The organism is Streptomyces albus subsp. albus, assembly GCF_000725885.1.
In the GTDB taxonomy this organism is placed as follows: domain Bacteria; phylum Actinomycetota; class Actinomycetes; order Streptomycetales; family Streptomycetaceae; genus Streptomyces; species Streptomyces albus.
Map to the genome: position 1 here is coordinate 80607 of NZ_JODR01000002.1, position 17357 is coordinate 97963.

General features: G+C 72.9%; 13 protein-coding genes. 6 read left to right on the plus strand and 7 right to left on the minus strand.

Annotated features, from left to right (window positions below; all coding sequences use genetic code 11):
- Positions 1 to 131 precede the first annotated feature (131 nt).
- Both IO40_RS0102245 and IO40_RS0102250 read left to right on the plus strand, forming a co-directional pair.
- On the plus strand, positions 132 to 1598 hold the full coding sequence (locus tag IO40_RS0102245) for a catalase (protein ID WP_016470583.1): 1467 nt from the start codon (positions 132 to 134) through the stop codon (positions 1596 to 1598).
- Between the two features lie 281 nt (positions 1599 to 1879).
- Positions 1880 to 2605 carry a hypothetical protein gene (locus IO40_RS0102250; protein ID WP_016470582.1) on the plus strand — a complete coding sequence of 242 codons (726 nt, stop codon included), beginning with the start codon at positions 1880 to 1882 and terminating at the stop codon, positions 2603 to 2605.
- A 9-nt stretch (positions 2606 to 2614) separates the two neighbouring features.
- Here IO40_RS0102250 and IO40_RS0102255 read toward each other — a convergent pair whose 3' ends face one another.
- Positions 2615 to 4300: an AMP-binding protein gene (locus IO40_RS0102255; RefSeq protein ID WP_016470581.1), complete on the minus strand. Its 1686-nt coding sequence runs from the start codon at positions 4298 to 4300 to the stop codon at positions 2615 to 2617.
- A gap of 126 nt (positions 4301 to 4426) precedes the next feature.
- Here IO40_RS0102255 and IO40_RS0102260 point away from each other — a divergent pair, with 126 nt between their 5' ends.
- A complete protein-coding gene (locus tag IO40_RS0102260) occupies positions 4427 to 5440 on the plus strand; it encodes an endonuclease/exonuclease/phosphatase family protein (protein WP_016470580.1) in 1014 nt (337 codons plus the stop codon).
- Positions 5441 to 5482: 42 nt separating this feature from the next.
- On the opposite strand, the gene IO40_RS0102265 is transcribed toward IO40_RS0102260, so the two are convergent.
- The 5 genes from IO40_RS0102265 to IO40_RS0102285 form a co-directional block, all read right to left on the minus strand.
- Positions 5483 to 6646 (minus strand): XdhC family protein, encoded by a 1164-nt coding sequence (locus tag IO40_RS0102265; RefSeq protein WP_016470579.1) that lies wholly within the window; start codon positions 6644 to 6646, stop codon positions 5483 to 5485.
- 96 nt (positions 6647 to 6742) lie between these two features.
- The gene (locus tag IO40_RS0102270) at positions 6743 to 8224 is read right to left on the minus strand and encodes an NCS2 family permease (protein WP_016470578.1); all 1482 of its coding nucleotides are present in this window, start codon (positions 8222 to 8224) and stop codon (positions 6743 to 6745) included.
- A gap of 141 nt (positions 8225 to 8365) precedes the next feature.
- Positions 8366 to 10759, minus strand: a complete 2394-nt coding sequence (gene pucD, locus IO40_RS0102275) for a xanthine dehydrogenase subunit D (RefSeq protein WP_031174763.1) — start codon at positions 10757 to 10759, stop codon at positions 8366 to 8368.
- A 1-nt stretch (position 10760) separates the two neighbouring features.
- Positions 10761 to 11294, minus strand: coding sequence for a (2Fe-2S)-binding protein (locus tag IO40_RS0102280; protein ID WP_016470576.1), 534 nt, complete (start codon positions 11292 to 11294; stop codon positions 10761 to 10763).
- A complete protein-coding gene (locus IO40_RS0102285; RefSeq protein ID WP_016470575.1) occupies positions 11285 to 12190 on the minus strand; it encodes an FAD binding domain-containing protein in 906 nt (301 codons plus the stop codon). Before IO40_RS0102285 ends, IO40_RS0102280 begins: the two co-directional genes overlap by 10 nt.
- Positions 12191 to 12489: 299 nt before the next feature.
- Between IO40_RS0102285 and IO40_RS0102290 the strand changes: the two genes are divergently transcribed.
- Complete coding sequence (locus IO40_RS0102290) at positions 12490 to 14247, plus strand: PucR family transcriptional regulator (RefSeq protein WP_016470574.1); 1758 nt, start codon at positions 12490 to 12492, stop codon at positions 14245 to 14247.
- A 270-nt stretch (positions 14248 to 14517) separates the two neighbouring features.
- Complete coding sequence (locus IO40_RS33025; protein WP_225841843.1) at positions 14518 to 15357, plus strand: hypothetical protein; 840 nt, start codon at positions 14518 to 14520, stop codon at positions 15355 to 15357.
- 47 nt (positions 15358 to 15404) lie between these two features.
- Here the strand turns inward: IO40_RS33025 and IO40_RS0102300 are convergent, their stop codons facing one another.
- Positions 15405 to 16163 carry a GntR family transcriptional regulator gene (locus tag IO40_RS0102300; protein ID WP_016470572.1) on the minus strand — a complete coding sequence of 253 codons (759 nt, stop codon included), beginning with the start codon at positions 16161 to 16163 and terminating at the stop codon, positions 15405 to 15407.
- Between the two features lie 147 nt (positions 16164 to 16310).
- Between IO40_RS0102300 and IO40_RS0102305 the strand changes: the two genes are divergently transcribed.
- Positions 16311 to 17162 carry a (2Fe-2S)-binding protein gene (locus IO40_RS0102305; RefSeq protein WP_031025269.1) on the plus strand — a complete coding sequence of 284 codons (852 nt, stop codon included), beginning with the start codon at positions 16311 to 16313 and terminating at the stop codon, positions 17160 to 17162.
- Positions 17163 to 17357 lie beyond the last annotated feature (195 nt).

The following is a 17357-nucleotide window of genomic DNA, read 5'->3' on the forward strand; positions in this document are numbered from 1 at the left end:
CGTGCCCTTCCCAGGGGGAGGGTTTCCCCCCGGCCGAAGTTTCAACAAACTGTTGACTCACCCCCAGGGCCTCCATACGCTCCATCATGCGGAAACTGTTTTCCGCGAATCACGCCCCAGGAAGGTCGTCCATGTCGAAGTCGTCGAAGCCCACGCTGACCACCGAGGCGGGTGCACCCGTCGCCGACAACCAGAACTCCACCTCCGCCGGCATCGGTGGCCCGCTGCTCCTCCAGGACCAGCACCTCCTGGAGAAGCTGGCGCGGTTCAACCGGGAGCGCATTCCGGAGCGTGTGGTGCACGCCCGCGGCTCCGGCGCCCACGGCTACTTCGAGGTGACGGACGACGTCAGCGCCTACACCCGCGCCCACTTCCTCGGCGAGGTCGGCCGGCGCACCGAGACGTTCGCCCGCTTCTCCACCGTCGCCGACAGCCTCGGCGGCCCCGACGCGGCCCGCGACCCGCGCGGCTTCGCCCTGAAGTTCTACACCGAGGAGGGCAACTACGACCTCGTCGGCAACAACACCCCGGTCTTCTTCATCAAGGACCCGCTGAAGTTCCCCGACTTCATCCACTCCCAAAAGCGCGACCCGTTCACCGGCAAGCAGGAGCCGGACAACGTCTGGGACTTCTGGGCCCACTCCCCCGAGGCCACCCACCAGGTCACCTGGCTGATGGGCGACCGCGGCATCCCCGCCTCCTACCGCCACATGAACGGCTACGGTTCGCACACCTACCAGTGGACCAACGCCGAGGGCGAGGCGTTCTTCGTCAAGTACCACTTCAAGACCAACCAGGGCATCCGCTGCCTGTCCAGCGAGCAGGCCGCCGAGCTGTGCGGCACCGACCCCAACAGCCACCAGACCGATCTGCTCCAGTCCATCGAGCGCGGCGTCTTCCCCTCCTGGACGCTGTACGTGCAGATCATGCCCGCCGCCGAGGCCGCCGACTACCGCTTCAACCCGTTCGACCTCACCAAGGTGTGGCCGCACAAGGACTACCCGCTCCAGCGGGTCGGCCGCCTGGTGCTCGACCGCAACCCGGACAACGTCTTCGCCGAGGTGGAGCAGGCCGCCTTCTCGCCGAACAACTTCGTGCCCGGCATCGGCCCCTCGCCCGACAAGATGCTCCAGGGCCGGCTGTTCGCCTACGCGGACGCGCACCGCTACCGGCTGGGCGTCAACCACACCCAGCTCCCGGTCAACGCGCCGAAGGCCACCACCGCCAGCAACTACGGCCGGGACGGCTTCATGGCCACCAACCGCTACGACCGGCACGCCAAAAACTACGAGCCCAACTCCTACGGCGGCCCCGTCGAGACCGGGCTCCCGCTCTCGGCACCGCAGCCGGTCAGCGGCTACTGGGGCACCCACGAGGCGCCCGCGCACACCAAGGACGACGACTTCTTCCAGGCCGGCGAGCTGTTCCGGCTGATGTCGGCCGAGGAGAAGGACCGCCTGATCGCCAACATCGCGGGCGGGCTTGCGCAGGTGTCGCGTGAGGACGTCATCGAGAAGAACATCGCCCACTTCCGCGCGGCCGACCCCGAGTACGGGCGGCGCGTCGAAGAGGCGGTGCGCGAGCTCCAGGAGGGCTGAGCGCCCCGGTGCGGGGGCCCGGCGCCCCCGTACGCAGCCGCGCGATGAGCGGCGTACCGGGCCGATTGGGAGGTCGGCCCGTGCGCGCCCCCGTGCGGGACGGTCCGGTTGATGAGGGGTGGCCGTCCCGCGCGGGGGCATCTTCATGCCATCCTCCCCCCTGGACGCAAGGCCGGGCCACCGCCCCCTTCGAAAAACCCGGGCGGTCGGCGACGATGGGGACCACCGGTGCGCTCACCCGGACCGCGCACCACCTCACGAGTCCTGCCAGGAGCCGAACGATGGCCGACAGTGTGCTGGTGCGCTGCCCCGTGTGCCGGCGCGAGCACCACTACGCCCCGCCCGTCTACCCGTGCGGCTGCGGCGCCCCGGTCGCGCTGCCCCTGCTCACCTCCGTCGCCGCCACCCAGGTACGGCACCGCACCTGGGCCGGCTCGTGGATCTCCGTACGGTGTCCGGCGTGCGGGCGCGTCGACGAATGGCCGCAGCCCGAACTCGGGTGCGGCTGCGGCACCACCCTGCGGGTGCCCGTGGCACGCGAGCCCGCCGACGACGCTCCCGCGCCCGTGCGGCGGCAGCCCGCGGCGGAGGGGCTGGCCGCCGCTCCGCCCCGGCAGCCGGTGCCGCGGCCACCGTTCCGGCCCGTCACCATCCGCACAGCGCAGGACGCGCGGCGCGCCGCCGCTGAGTATCTGCGGTGGCTCGGGTTCGAGCAGGTGCAGGTCGCCGCGCGTACGCCCGCCTCCGGGATCGACGTGCGGGGCACCGGTGTGCTGGCCCATGTCGATCCCTCCACCGCACCGGCCGGGCTGCGGGCGGTCGAGACGCTGTGGCTGAACGGGCTCAACGACTCGGCCGAGGCCGTGTGTTTCGCCCTCGCCGGGTACGCGCCCGAGGCGCGGGAGCGGGCCGACGAGCTGGCGCTCCCGCTGTTCGTCCTCGACCTGACCGGCACGCCGAGCCCCGTCAACGACGCGGCCCACCACCTGCTGCGCACCCGGCGGTAGGCGCCCGGCTCAGCGGTCGCGGTACTCGGTGCCCGGCTCCCCCGACTCCCCCGCGGCGTGGGCCCGCAGCTCGACGCGGCGGATCTTCCCGGAGATCGTCTTGGGCAGCTGTGCGAACTCCACGACGCGCACCCGCTTGTAGGGCGCCAGCCGCTCCCGGCAGTGCGCGAACAGCGCCCGCGCGGTCTCCTCACCGGCCGGGTGGCCGTCCGCGAGGACCACGTACGCCTTGGGCACGGCGAGCCGCACCGGGTCGGGCGAGGGCACCACCGCGGCCTCGGCGACGGCCTCGTGCTCCAGCAGCACGCTCTCCACCTCGAACGGGGAGATCTTGTAGTCGCTGGCCTTGAACACATCGTCCGAGCGGCCCACGTAGGTCAGGTAGCCGTCCGCGTCGCGGGAGCCGATGTCGCCGGTGCGGTAGTAACCGCCCGCCATGGCCTGCGCGGTGCGCTCCTCGTCGCCGTGGTACCCGCGCATCAGACCGACGGGGGCCGCGGACAGGTCCAGGCAGATCTCCCCCTCGTCGACGCCGGGCTCGCCGGTGACGGGGTCGAGCAGGGTGACGTCGAACCCGGGCGTGGGCCGGCCCATGGAGCCGGGCTTGAGCGCCTGGCCGGGGGTGTTGGCGACCTGGACGGCGGTCTCGGTCTGGCCGAAGCCGTCGCGGATGGTCACCCCCCACACGCGGCGCACGTGCTCGATGACCTCCGGGTTGAGCGGTTCACCGGCGGCAACGACCTCGCGCGGTACGGCGGACAGCCGGCTCAGATCGGCCTGGATGAGCATGCGCCAGACGGTTGGCGGCGCGCAGAAGCTGGTGACGCGGGCGCGCTCCATCTCCGTCATGAGGCGGGCGGCGTCGAACCGGGTGTAGTTGTGGATGAAGATCGTCGCCTCGGCGTTCCACGGCGCGAAGAAGTTCGACCAGGCGTGCTTGGCCCAGCCCGGCGAGGAGATGTTGAGGTGCACGTCGCCGGGGCGCAGGCCGATCCAGTACATGGTGGCCAGATGCCCGACGGGATAGGAGACGTGTGTGTGCTCGACCAGCTTGGGCAGCGCGGTCGTTCCACTGGTGAAGTACAGCAGCAGCGTGTCGTCGGCGCGGGTGACGCCCTGCGGGTCGAAGGCGGTGCCGGCCTGCCGACTCTCCTCGTAGGCCAGCCAACCGGCCGGGGGTTCGCCCGCGCAGCCCACGGCGATCCGGGTGTAGTCGCCGTCCACGTCGGTGAACTTGCCGGTGTCGGCCGCGCGGACGACGACGTGCCGGGCCCGGCCGCGGGCAATGCGGTCGGCCAGGTCGCGCGGGCCCAGCTGCGGGGTGGCAGGGATGACGACGGCCCGCAGCTTCATCGCCGCCAGCAGCGTCTCCCACAGTTCCACCTGGTTGCCGAGCATCACCACGACGCGGTCGCCGGGCGCCACGCCCTTGTCCCGCAGCCAGTTCGCCACCTGGTCGGAGCGGGTGCGCATCCCGTCGAAGGTGACGCGGCACTCGGTGCCGTCCTCCTCCACGATGTGCAGCGCCGTACGGTCGTTGCCCTCGGCGATCCGGTCGAACCAGTCCAGCGCCCAGTTGAAGTGCTCGGGCCGCGGCCAGCTGAAGGCGGCACGCGCGGCCTCGTAGTCCGTCCGGTGGCGCAGCAGCGTGTCGCGCGCGGCGCGGAACTCTTCGGTGGGCGTCGACGGGATCATGTGCGTCTCCTGGTCAGCGGCGTGCCGGCAGTGCTGGGTGCCCATCGTGTACGGACTGCCGCGCGCGCACCACCCCCGGGCGGGGGCTCGCCCTGTTCCGGAGGCGGATGCGGCATCATCAAGGATGTGTACACGGGGGCCACCACGCGTCCGGGCCGGGACGCGACAGACGACGTACCGGCGGGACGGCGCCGCCGGCACCGTTTCACGGCGGTGCTGTGCGCGCTCACGCTGCTGGGCCTCACCGTTGTGCTGGGGTTCCGGGCGGCCGACGAGGACGGCCCCACACCGGTGCCGCAGCTGCTGGCGTTCCTGCCGTGGTTCCTGGTCCCGGCGTGGCTGGCGCTGCTGGTCGCCGCTCTGGCCAGGCGCTGGCTGCTGTTGTGCTGGGCGCTCGTCGTCCTCGCGGGCACCGGCTGGTTCCTGCGGCCGTACGGCCCACCGGCACCACAGGGTGCGGCGACCCGGCCGCCCGAGACGCAGTTCCGCATCCTGACGGCCAATCTGAAGTACGGCGCGGCCACCGCGGATCTGGTGGCGACGGTGCGCCGCGAACGCCCGCAGGTCGTGGCCGTGCAGGAGTGCGACTTCACGTGCACGGCGGCGCTGGACAGCCCGGCACTGCGCGAGGAGTACCCGCACCGGGTCGTGGCGGGGGTGGACGGGGGCGCGCGGGGCTCGGCGCTGCTCAGCGTCTATCCGCTGCACGAGCAGGCCGGGGTGCGCGGCCGGCTGGCGATGCCCGGTGCCGTCGCCGACGTCCACGGCCACCGCATCGCCCTCCAGATCGCGCACCCGATGCCCCCGCTGCCCGGCGACACCGCGACCTGGCGGCGGGAGCTGGGCAGGCTGCGCGCGTACGCGGCGGCCCGCCGGCTGCCGACGCTGATCGCGGGCGACTTCAACTCCTCGCAGGACCACGCCGCCTTCCGCGCCGTGCTGCGGACCGGCATGCACGACGCGGCCCGCATGCTGGGCAACTCGCGGGCCCCGACCTGGCCTGCCCGCACCACCCCGGTCCTGGGGGCGCAGATCGACCATGTGCTGCTCAGCCGGGAGCTGGTGCCGGTGGACGGCACGTTCCTGAAACTGGCCGGCAGCGACCACCGGGCGCTGCTGGTGAACGTGAAGCTGTTCTGAACGGGCGCCCCGGCGGCGGGGCCCGCCCGTACGCCGTGCGGGTCAGCCGGCGGCTCTGCCGGTGCCGCCGCCGATCGCGGCGGGCGCCGAACCGTGGTCGTGGTGGATGGGGGTGTGGGCGCCGTTGAGCGGGACGCCGCTGCCGCCGTGCCGTACCGCGACGATCTCCGCGGCGATGGACAGCGCCGTCTCCTCCGGGGAGCGGGCGCCCAGGTCGAGCCCGATGGGCGAGCGCAGCGGGGCCAGTTCCAGCGGCGTCAGCCCGGCCTCACGCAGCCGCGCGAGCCGGTCCAGATGGGTGCGGCGGGAGCCCATGGCGCCGACGTAGGCCACCGGCAGCCGCAGGGCCCGCTCCAGCAGCGGCACGTCGAACTTGGCGTCGTGGGTGAGGACGCAGATGACGGTGCGCGTATCCAGTTCCTGACCGTCGAGGTAGCGGTGCGGCCAGTCGACGACGACCTCGTCGGCGTCGGGGAAGCGGCTGCGGGTGGCGAAGACCGGGCGGGCGTCGCATACGGTCACGTGGTAGCCGAGGAACTTGCCGACGCGCACCAGGGCGGCGGCGAAGTCGATGGCGCCGAAGACCAGCATCCGCGGCGGCGGCACGCTGGATTCGACCAGCAGGGTCACCGGCTGCCCGCACATGCTGCCGTCCGCGCCGACGGTGACGGTGCCGGTGCGGCCGGCCTGGAGCAGGGCGCGGCCCTCCGCGGCGGCGGTGGCGTCGAGCTGCGGGGCGCCGCCGAGGGTGCCGTGCGGCTCGGCGCCGGCGTCCAGCCACAGGGCGCCGCCCAGCAGTTCGCCGGGGCCCTCGACGATCCTCACGAGCGCCGCGGTACGGCCCTCGCCGGCCTCGGCGGCGACACGTGCGAACGCCTGCCGGGCGGGACTGCCGGCGCGGGCGGGGGTGACCAGGATGTCGATGATGCCGCCGCAGGTGAGGCCGACGGCGAAGGCGTCCTCGTCGCTGTAGCCGAAGGTCTGCCGGACACTCTCGCCCGATTCCAGCGCCTCCTGGCACAGTTCGTAGACGGCGCCTTCGACACAGCCGCCGCTGACGCTGCCGACGGCTTCCCCGTCGGCGTCCACGGCCAGCGCGGCACCCACCTGGCGCGGGGCGCTGTTGCTGACGCCGACGACGGTGGCGACGGCGAAGTCCCGCCCCTCCCGACACCAGCGGTGCAGCTCGGCTGCGATGTCCAGCATGTGCGTTCTCCTCGGCGGTGACGGGCCTGACGGGAGCGGGAACGGCCCAGGTAGCCGCACCCGCTCCCGCCTCGGCCGACGGTGACGGCCGGAGGGCTACGCGGCCCCCAGCCACTGCTCTATCGGATCGAGTGCGAAGTAGGCCAGGAAGACGACTCCCAGCACCCACATCAACCATCCGGGTTCACGGAACTTTCCCTGGACGGCCTTGATCAGCACATAGGCGATGACGCCCGCGCCGATACCGGCGGTGATGGAGTAGGCGAAGGGCATCAGCACGGTCGTCAGGAAGACCGGTATCGAGGTGGCCGGGTCGGTCCAGTCGATGTGCATCGCGTTGGTGATCATCATGGATCCGATGACGACCAGCGCGGCTGCCGCCACCTGCGGGGGGATCATCTGCGCGAGCGGCGTGAAGAACAGACAGAGGGCGAAGCCGAGGCCGGTGATCACACTGGCGAAGCCGGTGCGCGCACCGTCGCCGACGCCCGCGGTGGACTCGACGAACACCGTCTGTCCGGAGGAGCCGGCCAGGCCGCCCATGACGCCGCCGGCACCGTCGATGGCCAGTGCCTTGGCGAGGCCGGGCATGCGGCCGTCCTTGTCGGCGAGGCCGGCCTGCTGGCCGATGCCGATGATGGTGCCGATCGCGTCGAAGAACCCGGCCAGGACCAGGGTGAAGACGATGACACCGATGGAGATGGCTCCCACGTCGCCCAGGCCCTTGAAGGAGACGGAGCCGAAGAGCCCGAAGTCGGGGGTGCTGACCAGGGAGCCGGGCAGTTCGGGTGCGTTGTGGCCGCCCCAGTCCTTCTTGTCGAGTCCGGCGAACTGGTGGACGAGCCCGGCGAAGACAGTGCCGCCCACGATGCCGATGAGGATGGCGCCGGGCACCTTGCGGGCCTGGAGCGCGAAGATCAGCAGCACGGTGAGGGAGAAGCACAGCACGGGCCAGCCGGTGAGCATCTCCTTGGTGCCGAGCTGGATGGGTTTGACGCCCGGCAGGCCGCCGGGGCCGCCGGTCGAGGTGACGAAGCCGGCCTGGACGAGCCCGAGCAGACAGACGAACAGTCCGATGCCCATGGTGATGGCGTGCTTGAGCGCCATGGGTATCGCGTTCATGATGAGTTCGCGGAGTCCGGTGACGACCAGCAGGATGATCACGGCGCCGTAGATGACGCACATGGCCCAGGCGTTGCCCCAGGTCATCTCGGGCGCGACTTGCGTGGCCATGACAGCGGAAACGCTGAGGCCCGCCGCCATGGCCAGCGGCACATTGCCGACGAAGCCCATCACCAGGGTCGTCACCGCGGCGGCCAGGGCCGTCGCCGTGGTGACCTGCCCGCCGTCCAGCCGGTGCCCGGTGGCGTCGGGCACCGAGAGGATCACCGGGTTGAGCAGGACGATGTAGGCCATCGCCATGAAGGTGGTGATACCGCCGCGCACCTCCTGGCCGTAGGACGACCCTCTGTCGGAGATGTGGAAGTACCGGTCGAGCCACGAGCGCCCGGCGGGGATGCGCGAGCCGCCGCCCGCGTCCTCCGCCGACGTCGTCGGCTCCACTTTCGCGTGGGTCATTGTGCTGACTCCCAAGGTTCATAGGGGCACCCCGGCGGACACCGAGGATTTGGGAAGCAAGACCCGGGGGACGGCCCGCGCCAGTTTTTGCGGCTCCCGCCCGCCCGGAGGGCTGGCTCCGGGCGGGCGGGAGAAGAGGGATCACGCCTCGACGATGTGCTCCGGCCGGACCGGAACCCTCGGCAGCGCCTTGCCGGTGGCCGCGCGGATGGCCGCCATCACCGCGGGTGTCGAGGAGAGCGTCGGAGCCTCGCCGGCACCGCGCAGTCCGTAGGGGGCGTGCTCGTCGGCGAGTTCCAGCACGTCGACGGGGATCGTCGGCGTGTCCAGGATCGTGGGGATGAGGTAGTCCGTGAAGGAGGGGTTGCGGACCTTGGCCTTCGGGTCGACCAGGATCTCCTCCATCACGGCGAGCCCGAGCCCCTGGGTGGTGCCGCCCTGGATCTGGCCCACCACCGCCTGGGGGTTCATCGCCTTGCCGACATCCTGGGCGCAGGCCAGTTCGATGACCTTGACCAGGCCCAGTTCGGTGTCCACCTCCACCACCGCGCGGTGCGCGGCGAAGGAGTACTGGACGTGCCCGAAGCCCTGGCCCGTCTCCAGGTCGAAGGGCACGGTCGGACGGTGCCGCCACTCGTCCTCGGCCTCGACGGGCTCGTCGCCGAGCACGTCCACCAGGGAGGCCAGCACCTCGCCGCCGTCGGTGACGACCTTGCCGCCCTCCAGCAGGAGTTCGGCGGTCGCCCACGCCGGGTGGTAGGTGCCGAACTTCTCCCGGCCGCGGCGCAGCACCTGTTCGCGGACCAGCTCGCACACGTGCTTGACGGCACCGCCGGTCATGTACGTCTGCCGGGAGGCGGAGGTGGAACCGGCAGAGCCCACCTGGGTGTCGGCGGGCAGGATCGTCACCCGGGTCACACCCAGCTCGGTACGGGCGATCTGGCTGTGGACGGTGATGCCGCCCTGGCCGACCTCGGCCATCGCGGTGTGCACCACGGCCACCGGCTCGCCGCCCACCACCTCCAGCCGCACCCGGGCCGTGGAGTAGTCGTCGAAGCCCTCGGAGAAGCAGACGTTCTTGATGCCGACCGCGTAGCCGACGCCCCGCACGACGCCCTCGCCGTGTGTGGTGTTGGACAGTCCGCCCGGCAGCGCCCGGACATCGGCCCGGCCGCCCACGTTCTCCCACTGCTTCTCCATCGGCAGCGGCATCGACTTGACCCTGCGCAGCAGTTCGGCCACCGGGGCCGGCGCGTCCACGGTCTGACCCGTGGGCATCACCGAACCCTGCGACATGGCGTTCCGCTGCCGGAACTCGACCGGGTCCATGCCCAGTTCGGCGGCGAGCTTGTCCATCTGGGCCTCGTAGGCGAAGCACGCCTGCACCGCGCCGAAGCCGCGCATCGCGCCGCAGGGCGGGTTGTTGGTGTAGAGCGCGAGTGCCTCGATCTCCACGTTGTCTATCTCGTACGGGCCCGCCGCGTGCGACGAGGCGTTGCCGACCACCGCCGGGGAGGCGGAGGCGTAGGCGCCGCCGTCCAGCACGATCCGGCACTTCATGTGGGTGAGCTTGCCGTCGCGGGTGGCGCCGTGCTCGTACCACAGCTTGGCCGGGTGCCGGTGGACGTGCCCGAAGAAGGACTCGAACCGGTTGTAGACGATCTTGACGGGCTTGCCGGTGCGCAGCGCCAGCAGACACGCGTGGATCTGCATGGACAGGTCCTCACGGCCGCCGAAGGCACCGCCGACGCCGGAGAGCGTCATCCGCACCTTCTCCTCGGGCAGCCCGAGGACGGGGGCGATCTGGCGCAGGTCGGAGTGGAGCCACTGGGTCGCGATGTACAGGTCCACCCCGCCGTCCTCGGCCGGCACCGCCAGACCGGACTCGGGCCCCAGGAACGCCTGGTCCTGCATGCCGACCTCGTACTCGCCGGTGACGATCACGTCGGCCCGCTCGGCGGCCGAGGCCACGTCACCGCGGACGATGGGCTGCCGGTGCACGATGTTCGGGTGCGGCACGTGCGGCGCGTGGTGGTCGTCGCGGCCGGGGTGGAGCAGCGGCGCGTCCTCGGCCAGCGCACTGGCCTCGTCGTGGACGACGGGCAGCTCTTTGTACTCCACCTTGATCCTGGCGGCGGCGCGGCGGGCCGTCTCCGGGTGGTCGGCCGCCACCAGCGCTACCGGCTCACCGTGGTGGCGGACCCGGCCGTGCGCGAGCGCCGGGGTGTCCCGGATCTCCAGGCCGTACTTCTTCACCTCGGCGGGCAGGTCGTCGTAGGTGAGCACGGCGTACACGCCCGCCTGCTCGAGCGCCTCGCTCGTGTCGATGGAGACGATCTCGGCGTGCGCGTACGGGCTGCGCAGGGTGCAGCCCCACAGCATGTCCTCGTGCCACATGTCCGAGGAGTAGGCGAACTCGCCGGTCACCTTGAGGGTGCCGTCAGGCCGCAGCGGGGAGTCCCCCACCCCGCCCTCGGCGTCGGCCCCCTGGTGCAGCTTGGCGGGGGTACGGGTCGGTCCCGTGGGAGAGGCCATCTCAGCCCACCTCCTGCGTGCTCTGGTCGGCGCGGGCGGCGGCGAGGCGCACGGCGTCCATGATCTTCTCGTAGCCCGTGCAGCGGCACAGGTTGCCCGAGAGCGCCTCGCGGATGTCGGCGTCCGTCGGCTGCGGGTTCCGCTCGATCAGCTCGTCGGCGGCCACCAGCAGACCGGGGGTGCAGAAGCCGCACTGGACGGCGCCGGCGTCGATGAACGCCTGCTGCACCGGGGCCAGGGCGGCGTCGCCCGCGGCTTCCCCGTCGCGCTCGCCGCCGTCCCGCTGCCTGGCGTAGTCGGCCAGCCCCTCGACGGTGACGACCTCGCGGCCCTCGGCCTGACCGGCGGCCACCAGACAGGCGCAGACCGGCTCGCCGTCCAGACGGACCGTGCAGGACCCGCATTCGCCCTGCTCGCAGGCGTTCTTCGAACCCGGCAGGCCCATCCGCTCGCGCAGCACGTACAGCAGGGACTCGCCCTCCCACACGTCGTCGGCCTCGTGCCGGCGTCCGTTGACGGTGAATGTCACGCGCACTGGGCGCCTCCTTCGGTGGTGCGGCCCATCCCGGACGCGCGGTAGCTCTCCCAGGTCCAGCCCAGCGTGCGGCGGGCCATGACGCCCACGGCCCGGCGGCGGTAGGCGGCGCTGCCGCGCACGTCGTCGATCGGGTTGCAGGCGCCGGAGCACAGCTCGGCGAACTGGCGGGCCACGGACGGCGCGATGACCTTGCCGCTGTCCCAGTAGCCGCCCTCCTCCAGTGCCGCGTTGAGGAACTCCTCGGCGGCCGTGGCCCGCAGCGGGGTGGGCGCCGCCGAGCCGATGCCCGCGCGGACGGTGCGGGTCTCGGGGTGCAGCGCGATACCGAAGGCGCACACGGCGATGACCATGGCGTTGCGGGTGCCGACCTTCGAGAACTGCTGGGGTCCGTCGGCCTTCTTGATGTGCACCCTCTTGATCAGCTCGTCCTCGGCGAGCGCGTTGCGCTTGACGCCGGTGTAGAACTCCTCCACGGGGATGAACCGGGTGCCCCGCACCGACTCCGCCTCCACCTCGGCGCCCGCTGCGAGCAGCGCGGGGTGCGAGTCCCCTGCGGGGGAGGCGGCGCCGAGGTTGCCGCCCACGCTGCCCCGGTTGCGGATCTGGGGCGAGCCGACGGTGTGCGAAGCCAGTGCGAGGCCCGGCAGTTCGGTGGCGAGCTGGTCGATGATCTTCGAGTAGGGCACGGAGGCGCCGAGCCGGACGGTCTCGTCGCCGACCTCCCACTCGTGCAGGTCACGAATGCGGTTGAGGTCCATGAGGTGGGTGGGACGCCGGTGGTCGAAGTTGATCTCGACCATGACGTCGGTACCACCCGCGATGGGCACGGCTGAGGGGTGCTCCGCCTTCGCGGCGAGCGCCTCCTCCCAGGTGGCCGGGCGCAGGAACTCCATGGTGTCTCTTCTCGGTGCTCGTTGGGGGGTGCGGACGGACAGGAAAAGCGGGAGCGAACAGTGGATCCGGGAGGGGGGGTGAGGGGATGCGGTAAGTACACCGACAGGTGCCCTGCGCAGTGCAGCCACGGAAAACATGAAGTGTTTGGCTGGTCGGCCACCGGGTCTTGTAGATTCAGACGAAAGCCGGACGGCGGTAACCTCTCGGTTTCCTCCCGGCCTCCCCCCACGGCACGGCCACCACACAGCACGGCCACGAAACGGCCACGACACGACACACGAACGGCGGCGACGAGACGATGCGGCTGCGCGCCCTCCTGGAGAACGACTCGCTGGGCCTCAGGCTCCTGGGCGGCGAGGACGAACTGGACCGCACGGTGCGCGGGGTCATGACCACCGACCTGCGCGACCCCAGCCGCTACCTGTCCGGCGGCGAGCTGGTCCTCACCGGTCTGGCCTGGCGACGCGCCCCCGAGGACTCCGACTCCTTCGTCCAGATCCTCGCCTCCGCCGGTGTCGCCGGGCTGGCCGCGGGCGAGGCCGAGCTGGGCACCGTGCCCGACGACCTGGTCACCGCCTGCGCACGCCACCGGCTGCCGCTCTTCTCCGTCTCCGAGTCCGTCGCCTTCGCCACCATCACCGAACACGTCGTACGGCAGGTCTCCACCGAACGCGCCGGCGACCTGGCCGCCGTGGTGGACCGGCACCGCCGGCTGATGTCCTCGGGACCGGCCGGCGGCGGCCCCGACGTCGTGCTGGACCTGCTCGGCTCCGACCTGGACCTGGCCGCCTGGGTGCTCTCCCCCACCGGCCGGCAGATCGCCCGCCCCAGCGAGGGCCCCGCACTGCCGCACGCCACCGCCGCCCGGCTGGCGGGCGCCCACATGGCCGCCGTCCGCGGCGGCCGGCGCAGCCCGCACCGGACCACCGACGAAGGCGTCGCCTACTCCCTCTTCCCCGTCCGCCGCGGCACCGGCGACCCCCGCCGCACCGTGCTGTCCGACTGGATGCTGGCCGTCGCCGCCGACACCGGCGACTGGCCCGCCGAACGCCTCGACCTGCTGCACGGCGTCACCCAGCTCATCGCCGTCGAACGCGACCGGCGCGACGCCTCGCGCACCGTGCGGCGCCGGCTGGCCCAGGAAGTGCTCGAACTGGTGCAGACCGGCGCCTCGCCCTCCGAGATCGCCGCCCGGCTCCGCGTCGCCGCCCCCGTCCTGCTCCCCGGCCAGAGCGCCACCCCGCACTGGCAGGTCATCGTCGCCCGCGTCGACTGGGAGGAGCCCGACCCCGCCCGCGCCCTCGACGGCGGCGCCATCGCCCAGTCGCTCCTCGAGGAACTGCTGGTCGACCCGCGCATCGTCGGCCCCGACGGCTCCGACCGGTTCGCCGTCGCCCACGTGGACGACGAAGCCGTCGCACTGGTACCCCTCGTCCCCCACGACGCCGAGGACGGCACCGGCGACGGCACCCCGGCCGACGGCACCGGCCCCGGCAGCGACGCGCTCGAACCCGGCGCCGCGGACACCCGCGAGCACGGCGCCGCCGCGGCACGCGGCGAAGGTCTCCACGCCGACACGCTGCTGGCCGCGATCGGCGAGCCGCTGGGGCGCGCCCTCGCCGACGACGGGCGGCTCACCCTCGGTGTGAGCGCGGCCGTGCACTCCGCCGAGGGGCTGCGCGGCGCCCTGGAGGAAGCCCGGCACGCCCGCCGGGTCGCCGCCGCCCGGCCCGGAGCCGTACGCGCCGCCGGCCACGAGGAGCTGGCCTCACACGTACTGCTCCTGCCGTTCGTCCCCGACGACGTGCGCCGCGCCTTCACCGCCCGGCTGCTGGACCCGCTGCGCGACTACGACCGCAAACACCGTGCCGAACTGGTGCCCACCCTGGAGGCGTTCCTCTCCTCCGACGGCTCCTGGACCCGCTGCGCCTCCCGCCTCCACCTCCACGTCAACACCCTCCGCTACCGCGTCAGCCGCATCGAACAGCTCACCGGCCGCGACCTGTCCCGCCTGGAGGACAAGCTGGACTTCTTCCTCGCCCTGCGCATGAGCTGAGGCCGGCCCCCTCGCGTCCGGGGGGAACGGCTGGGCCGCGTCGAAGGCGCCGGGCGGACCGGTCGCACAGGTTGCCGACGGACGGGGGTGCGGGCCGTGGTGCCGGTCGTACGCGCGGCCGGAGGGCCCGCTTGGCAGAAGGCGGTCTCCGGTAAAACTTTGTGAACTGATTCACACCAGCCTCTTGGCCGGGTGGCCCAACCCGTGCTGAGATGCGGGCACATCCGGCTCGACGGCGCGCTTGGGGAGGGCACTGTGGCGGATACCGCCATGTCTCGTTCGGAAAGGCTGGATCAGGAAGACCCTTCGAGCGGCGAGGCCCCGTCCCCCGCGACGGGCCCCGACAGTCCGCTGGGCCGGGCCGTGTGGCGGCTGCGGTCGCGCGGCTGCTGGGAGGACGCGGCGGCGCTGCTGGAGCCGTACGCGCAACGCAGACCGCAGGCAGCCGTGGAACGGGCGGCGCTGCTCGTGGAACGGTGCATGTACACCGGCGAGGGCTGGGCCGAGGCGGAGGAGGCGCTGCGGGCGGCCGAGGCGGTCGCCCAGGTGGACGACGACCGCGGGGCCGCCGCCTGCGAGCGCGGCCAACTCGCGTACGCGGCGACGGTGCTGGGGGTCCGGGACCGTACCGACGAGGCGCGTGCCGCACTCGGCCGGGCCGCCGCGCTGCTGGAGCCGAACGCACCGGGCCGGGCCCTGCTGGACTACCGGCGCGGGCTGCTGGCGGAGAACTTCAGCGAGGCCCCCGAGTCGGCGCGTGCGGCGTACCGCCGGGCGCACGCGGGTGCGACCGCGCGCGGCGATCTGCTGCTGTGCTCCTCCACGTGGCGGCACCTGGCGGGCATCGCGGCCCGCGAGGGCGAACTGGCCGACGCCCGGCACGGGTTCGCCGAGTCGCTGCGGCTGCGTGAGGAGCTGGGGTTCCTCGTGGGGATGCCGCCCGCGCTCGCCTCCCTGGCCGACGTCCAGCCCGAGCCGGAGGCGACCCGGCTGCGCGAGGAGGCCGCCCGGCTCTTCCGGCTGCTGGGCGGGGTGCCGGCCTGGCTGGCCGACCGTCTTCCCGTGGCGGCCGGCCCGGACGGCGAGGGGGCCGCCCCCAGCACGCGGTGAGAGCGTGCCCCCGTTCGGGCGAAGGCGTGGCGGACCGCGCCGCGGTGCTACTGGTGACCGCGCAACAGGTGTTCGACGGCGGTGAGGTCCTGGTCGGCCAGGGCGTCCAGCAGGGCGAGGTGGTCGGCGGCCTCGGCCAGGAGGTCGGTGGTACGGGGCGCCGGAGCCGTCCGCAGGGAGGACAGGTGGGCGCGGCGCCGCACGTCGTCGGCGGCGGCGACCAGTTGGCGGTTGCCGGTCAGCTCCAGCAGGGCGCGGTGGAAGGCGCGGTCGGCCTCCGCGTAGGCGCCGCGGTCGCCGCGTGCCGCCGTCTGCACGGTGTCCTCGGCCAGCGGGCGGAGCCCCTCCCAGCGGTCGGCCGGGACGCTGCGGGCCAGGGCCAGCAGGGGAGGCACCTCCAGCAGGTTGCGGACCTCGGCCAGCTCGGCGAGGTCGTGGGGGTCGTGCTCGGCCACCCGGAAGCCGCGGTTGGGCACCGTCTCGACGGCGCCCTCGCTGACCAGCACCTGCATGGCTTCGCGCACCGGCGTCGGGGAGACCCCGAAGTGCGCGGCGATGGCGGGTGCGGAGTAGACCTGGCCCGCTCCCAGCCGTCCGTTCAGCAGCGCGGCACGGAGGGCGTCGAGGATCTGGTCCCGTACGGAGTGCCGCTGCGGCACCACGGCGGGGGCGGCGGGCTCGCTGTGGGTGTGCTCGCCGCGGACGGCGGACCGTCCCGGTGCGGGGACGGCGGCGCCGGCGGGCCGTTCCGGGCGGGTGGCGGTGCGCGGTCCGCCGGTGCGTGACGCCGCTCGGCTCTGCTCCATCTGTCCCTCCGGAAATCCCCTCCGGGTGCGCTCGTTCCCCTCCCGGTCCCGCGAGCACCATAGGCCGAGGTGGCATGAGATCAAACCTCGGGGACAATCAGTTAAGGTAAGGCTTACCTGCTCACGATCGTCGAATCGGTGGTCCCCATGGCCGTGCCCACCCTCGCCCGCGCAGCCTCTGACGTCTCCCCTTTCCATACGGCGTACGCAAGGCTGACCGAGGTGTTCCCCTCGCTGGGTGTGACCGAGACCACGGCGCGTCAGCCCCTCCCCGAGGGCCCCGGCTGGGTGCGGGCGAGCGCGCTGGCGGCGGGCGGCGAGGCGCTGGAGACGTTCCTGGCGTGGGACGAGGAGCAGATCCTGCGGGACTACGGCCAGCCGGGCCGACCGGACGTCATCGCCAGTTTCGGACTGCACCGCTACGCCTGGCCGGTCTGCCTGCTGATCACCATTCCCTGGTTCCTGCACCGCCGGGTGCCGCGGCTGCCCGTCGAGTCGGTCGCCTTCCAGCGGTCGCTGGGCCGGATGGCGGTCCGCATCGAGGAGTTCGCCTGCCTGCCGGACGACCCGGCCGCCGCGGCGCCGGGCGCCCGGGTGGTACGCGACGAGGAGGCCCTGCGCGCCGAGGTGCGCGACGCCGTCGCCGAGCACCTGGCCCCCGTGCTGGAGGGGTTCCGGCCGAGGATGCGGCGCGGCGCGCGGGCACTGTGGGGGATGGCGACGGACGAGGTCACCGAGGGCCTGTGGTACCTGGGTCACCTGCTGGGCGAGGAGCCGCGTGCCATGGCGGAGGCCGAGGCGCTGCTGCCGGGCTCGCTCAAGCCTTTCGCCCAGGGTGCGGGGTTCCGCCGGCTGACCGCCCCGGACGGCGCGGAGCTGACCACCCGTGACCGCGCCAGTTGCTGTCTGTTCTACACGCTGCGCCCCGAGGACACCTGCGTCACCTGCCCCCGCACCTGTGACGCGGAGCGGATCGAACGGATGACCGCGCTGCGCTGAGGAGTTCGACACCCGGCGCCCCGGGAGACAACCCGCGCCCCCTTTTCGCGTGCACTTGCCCCCAAACCCCCCTGAAGGGTGGTGCGGTGCCGTAAAGATGCTCGGCGACACGAAAGAAGCCAGAGCGCGAGCGCGGCACCGCTCCCGCGCGCGGACGCGGCCGTACCCGGCAGGCACCGTGCGCCCGCGGTCCCG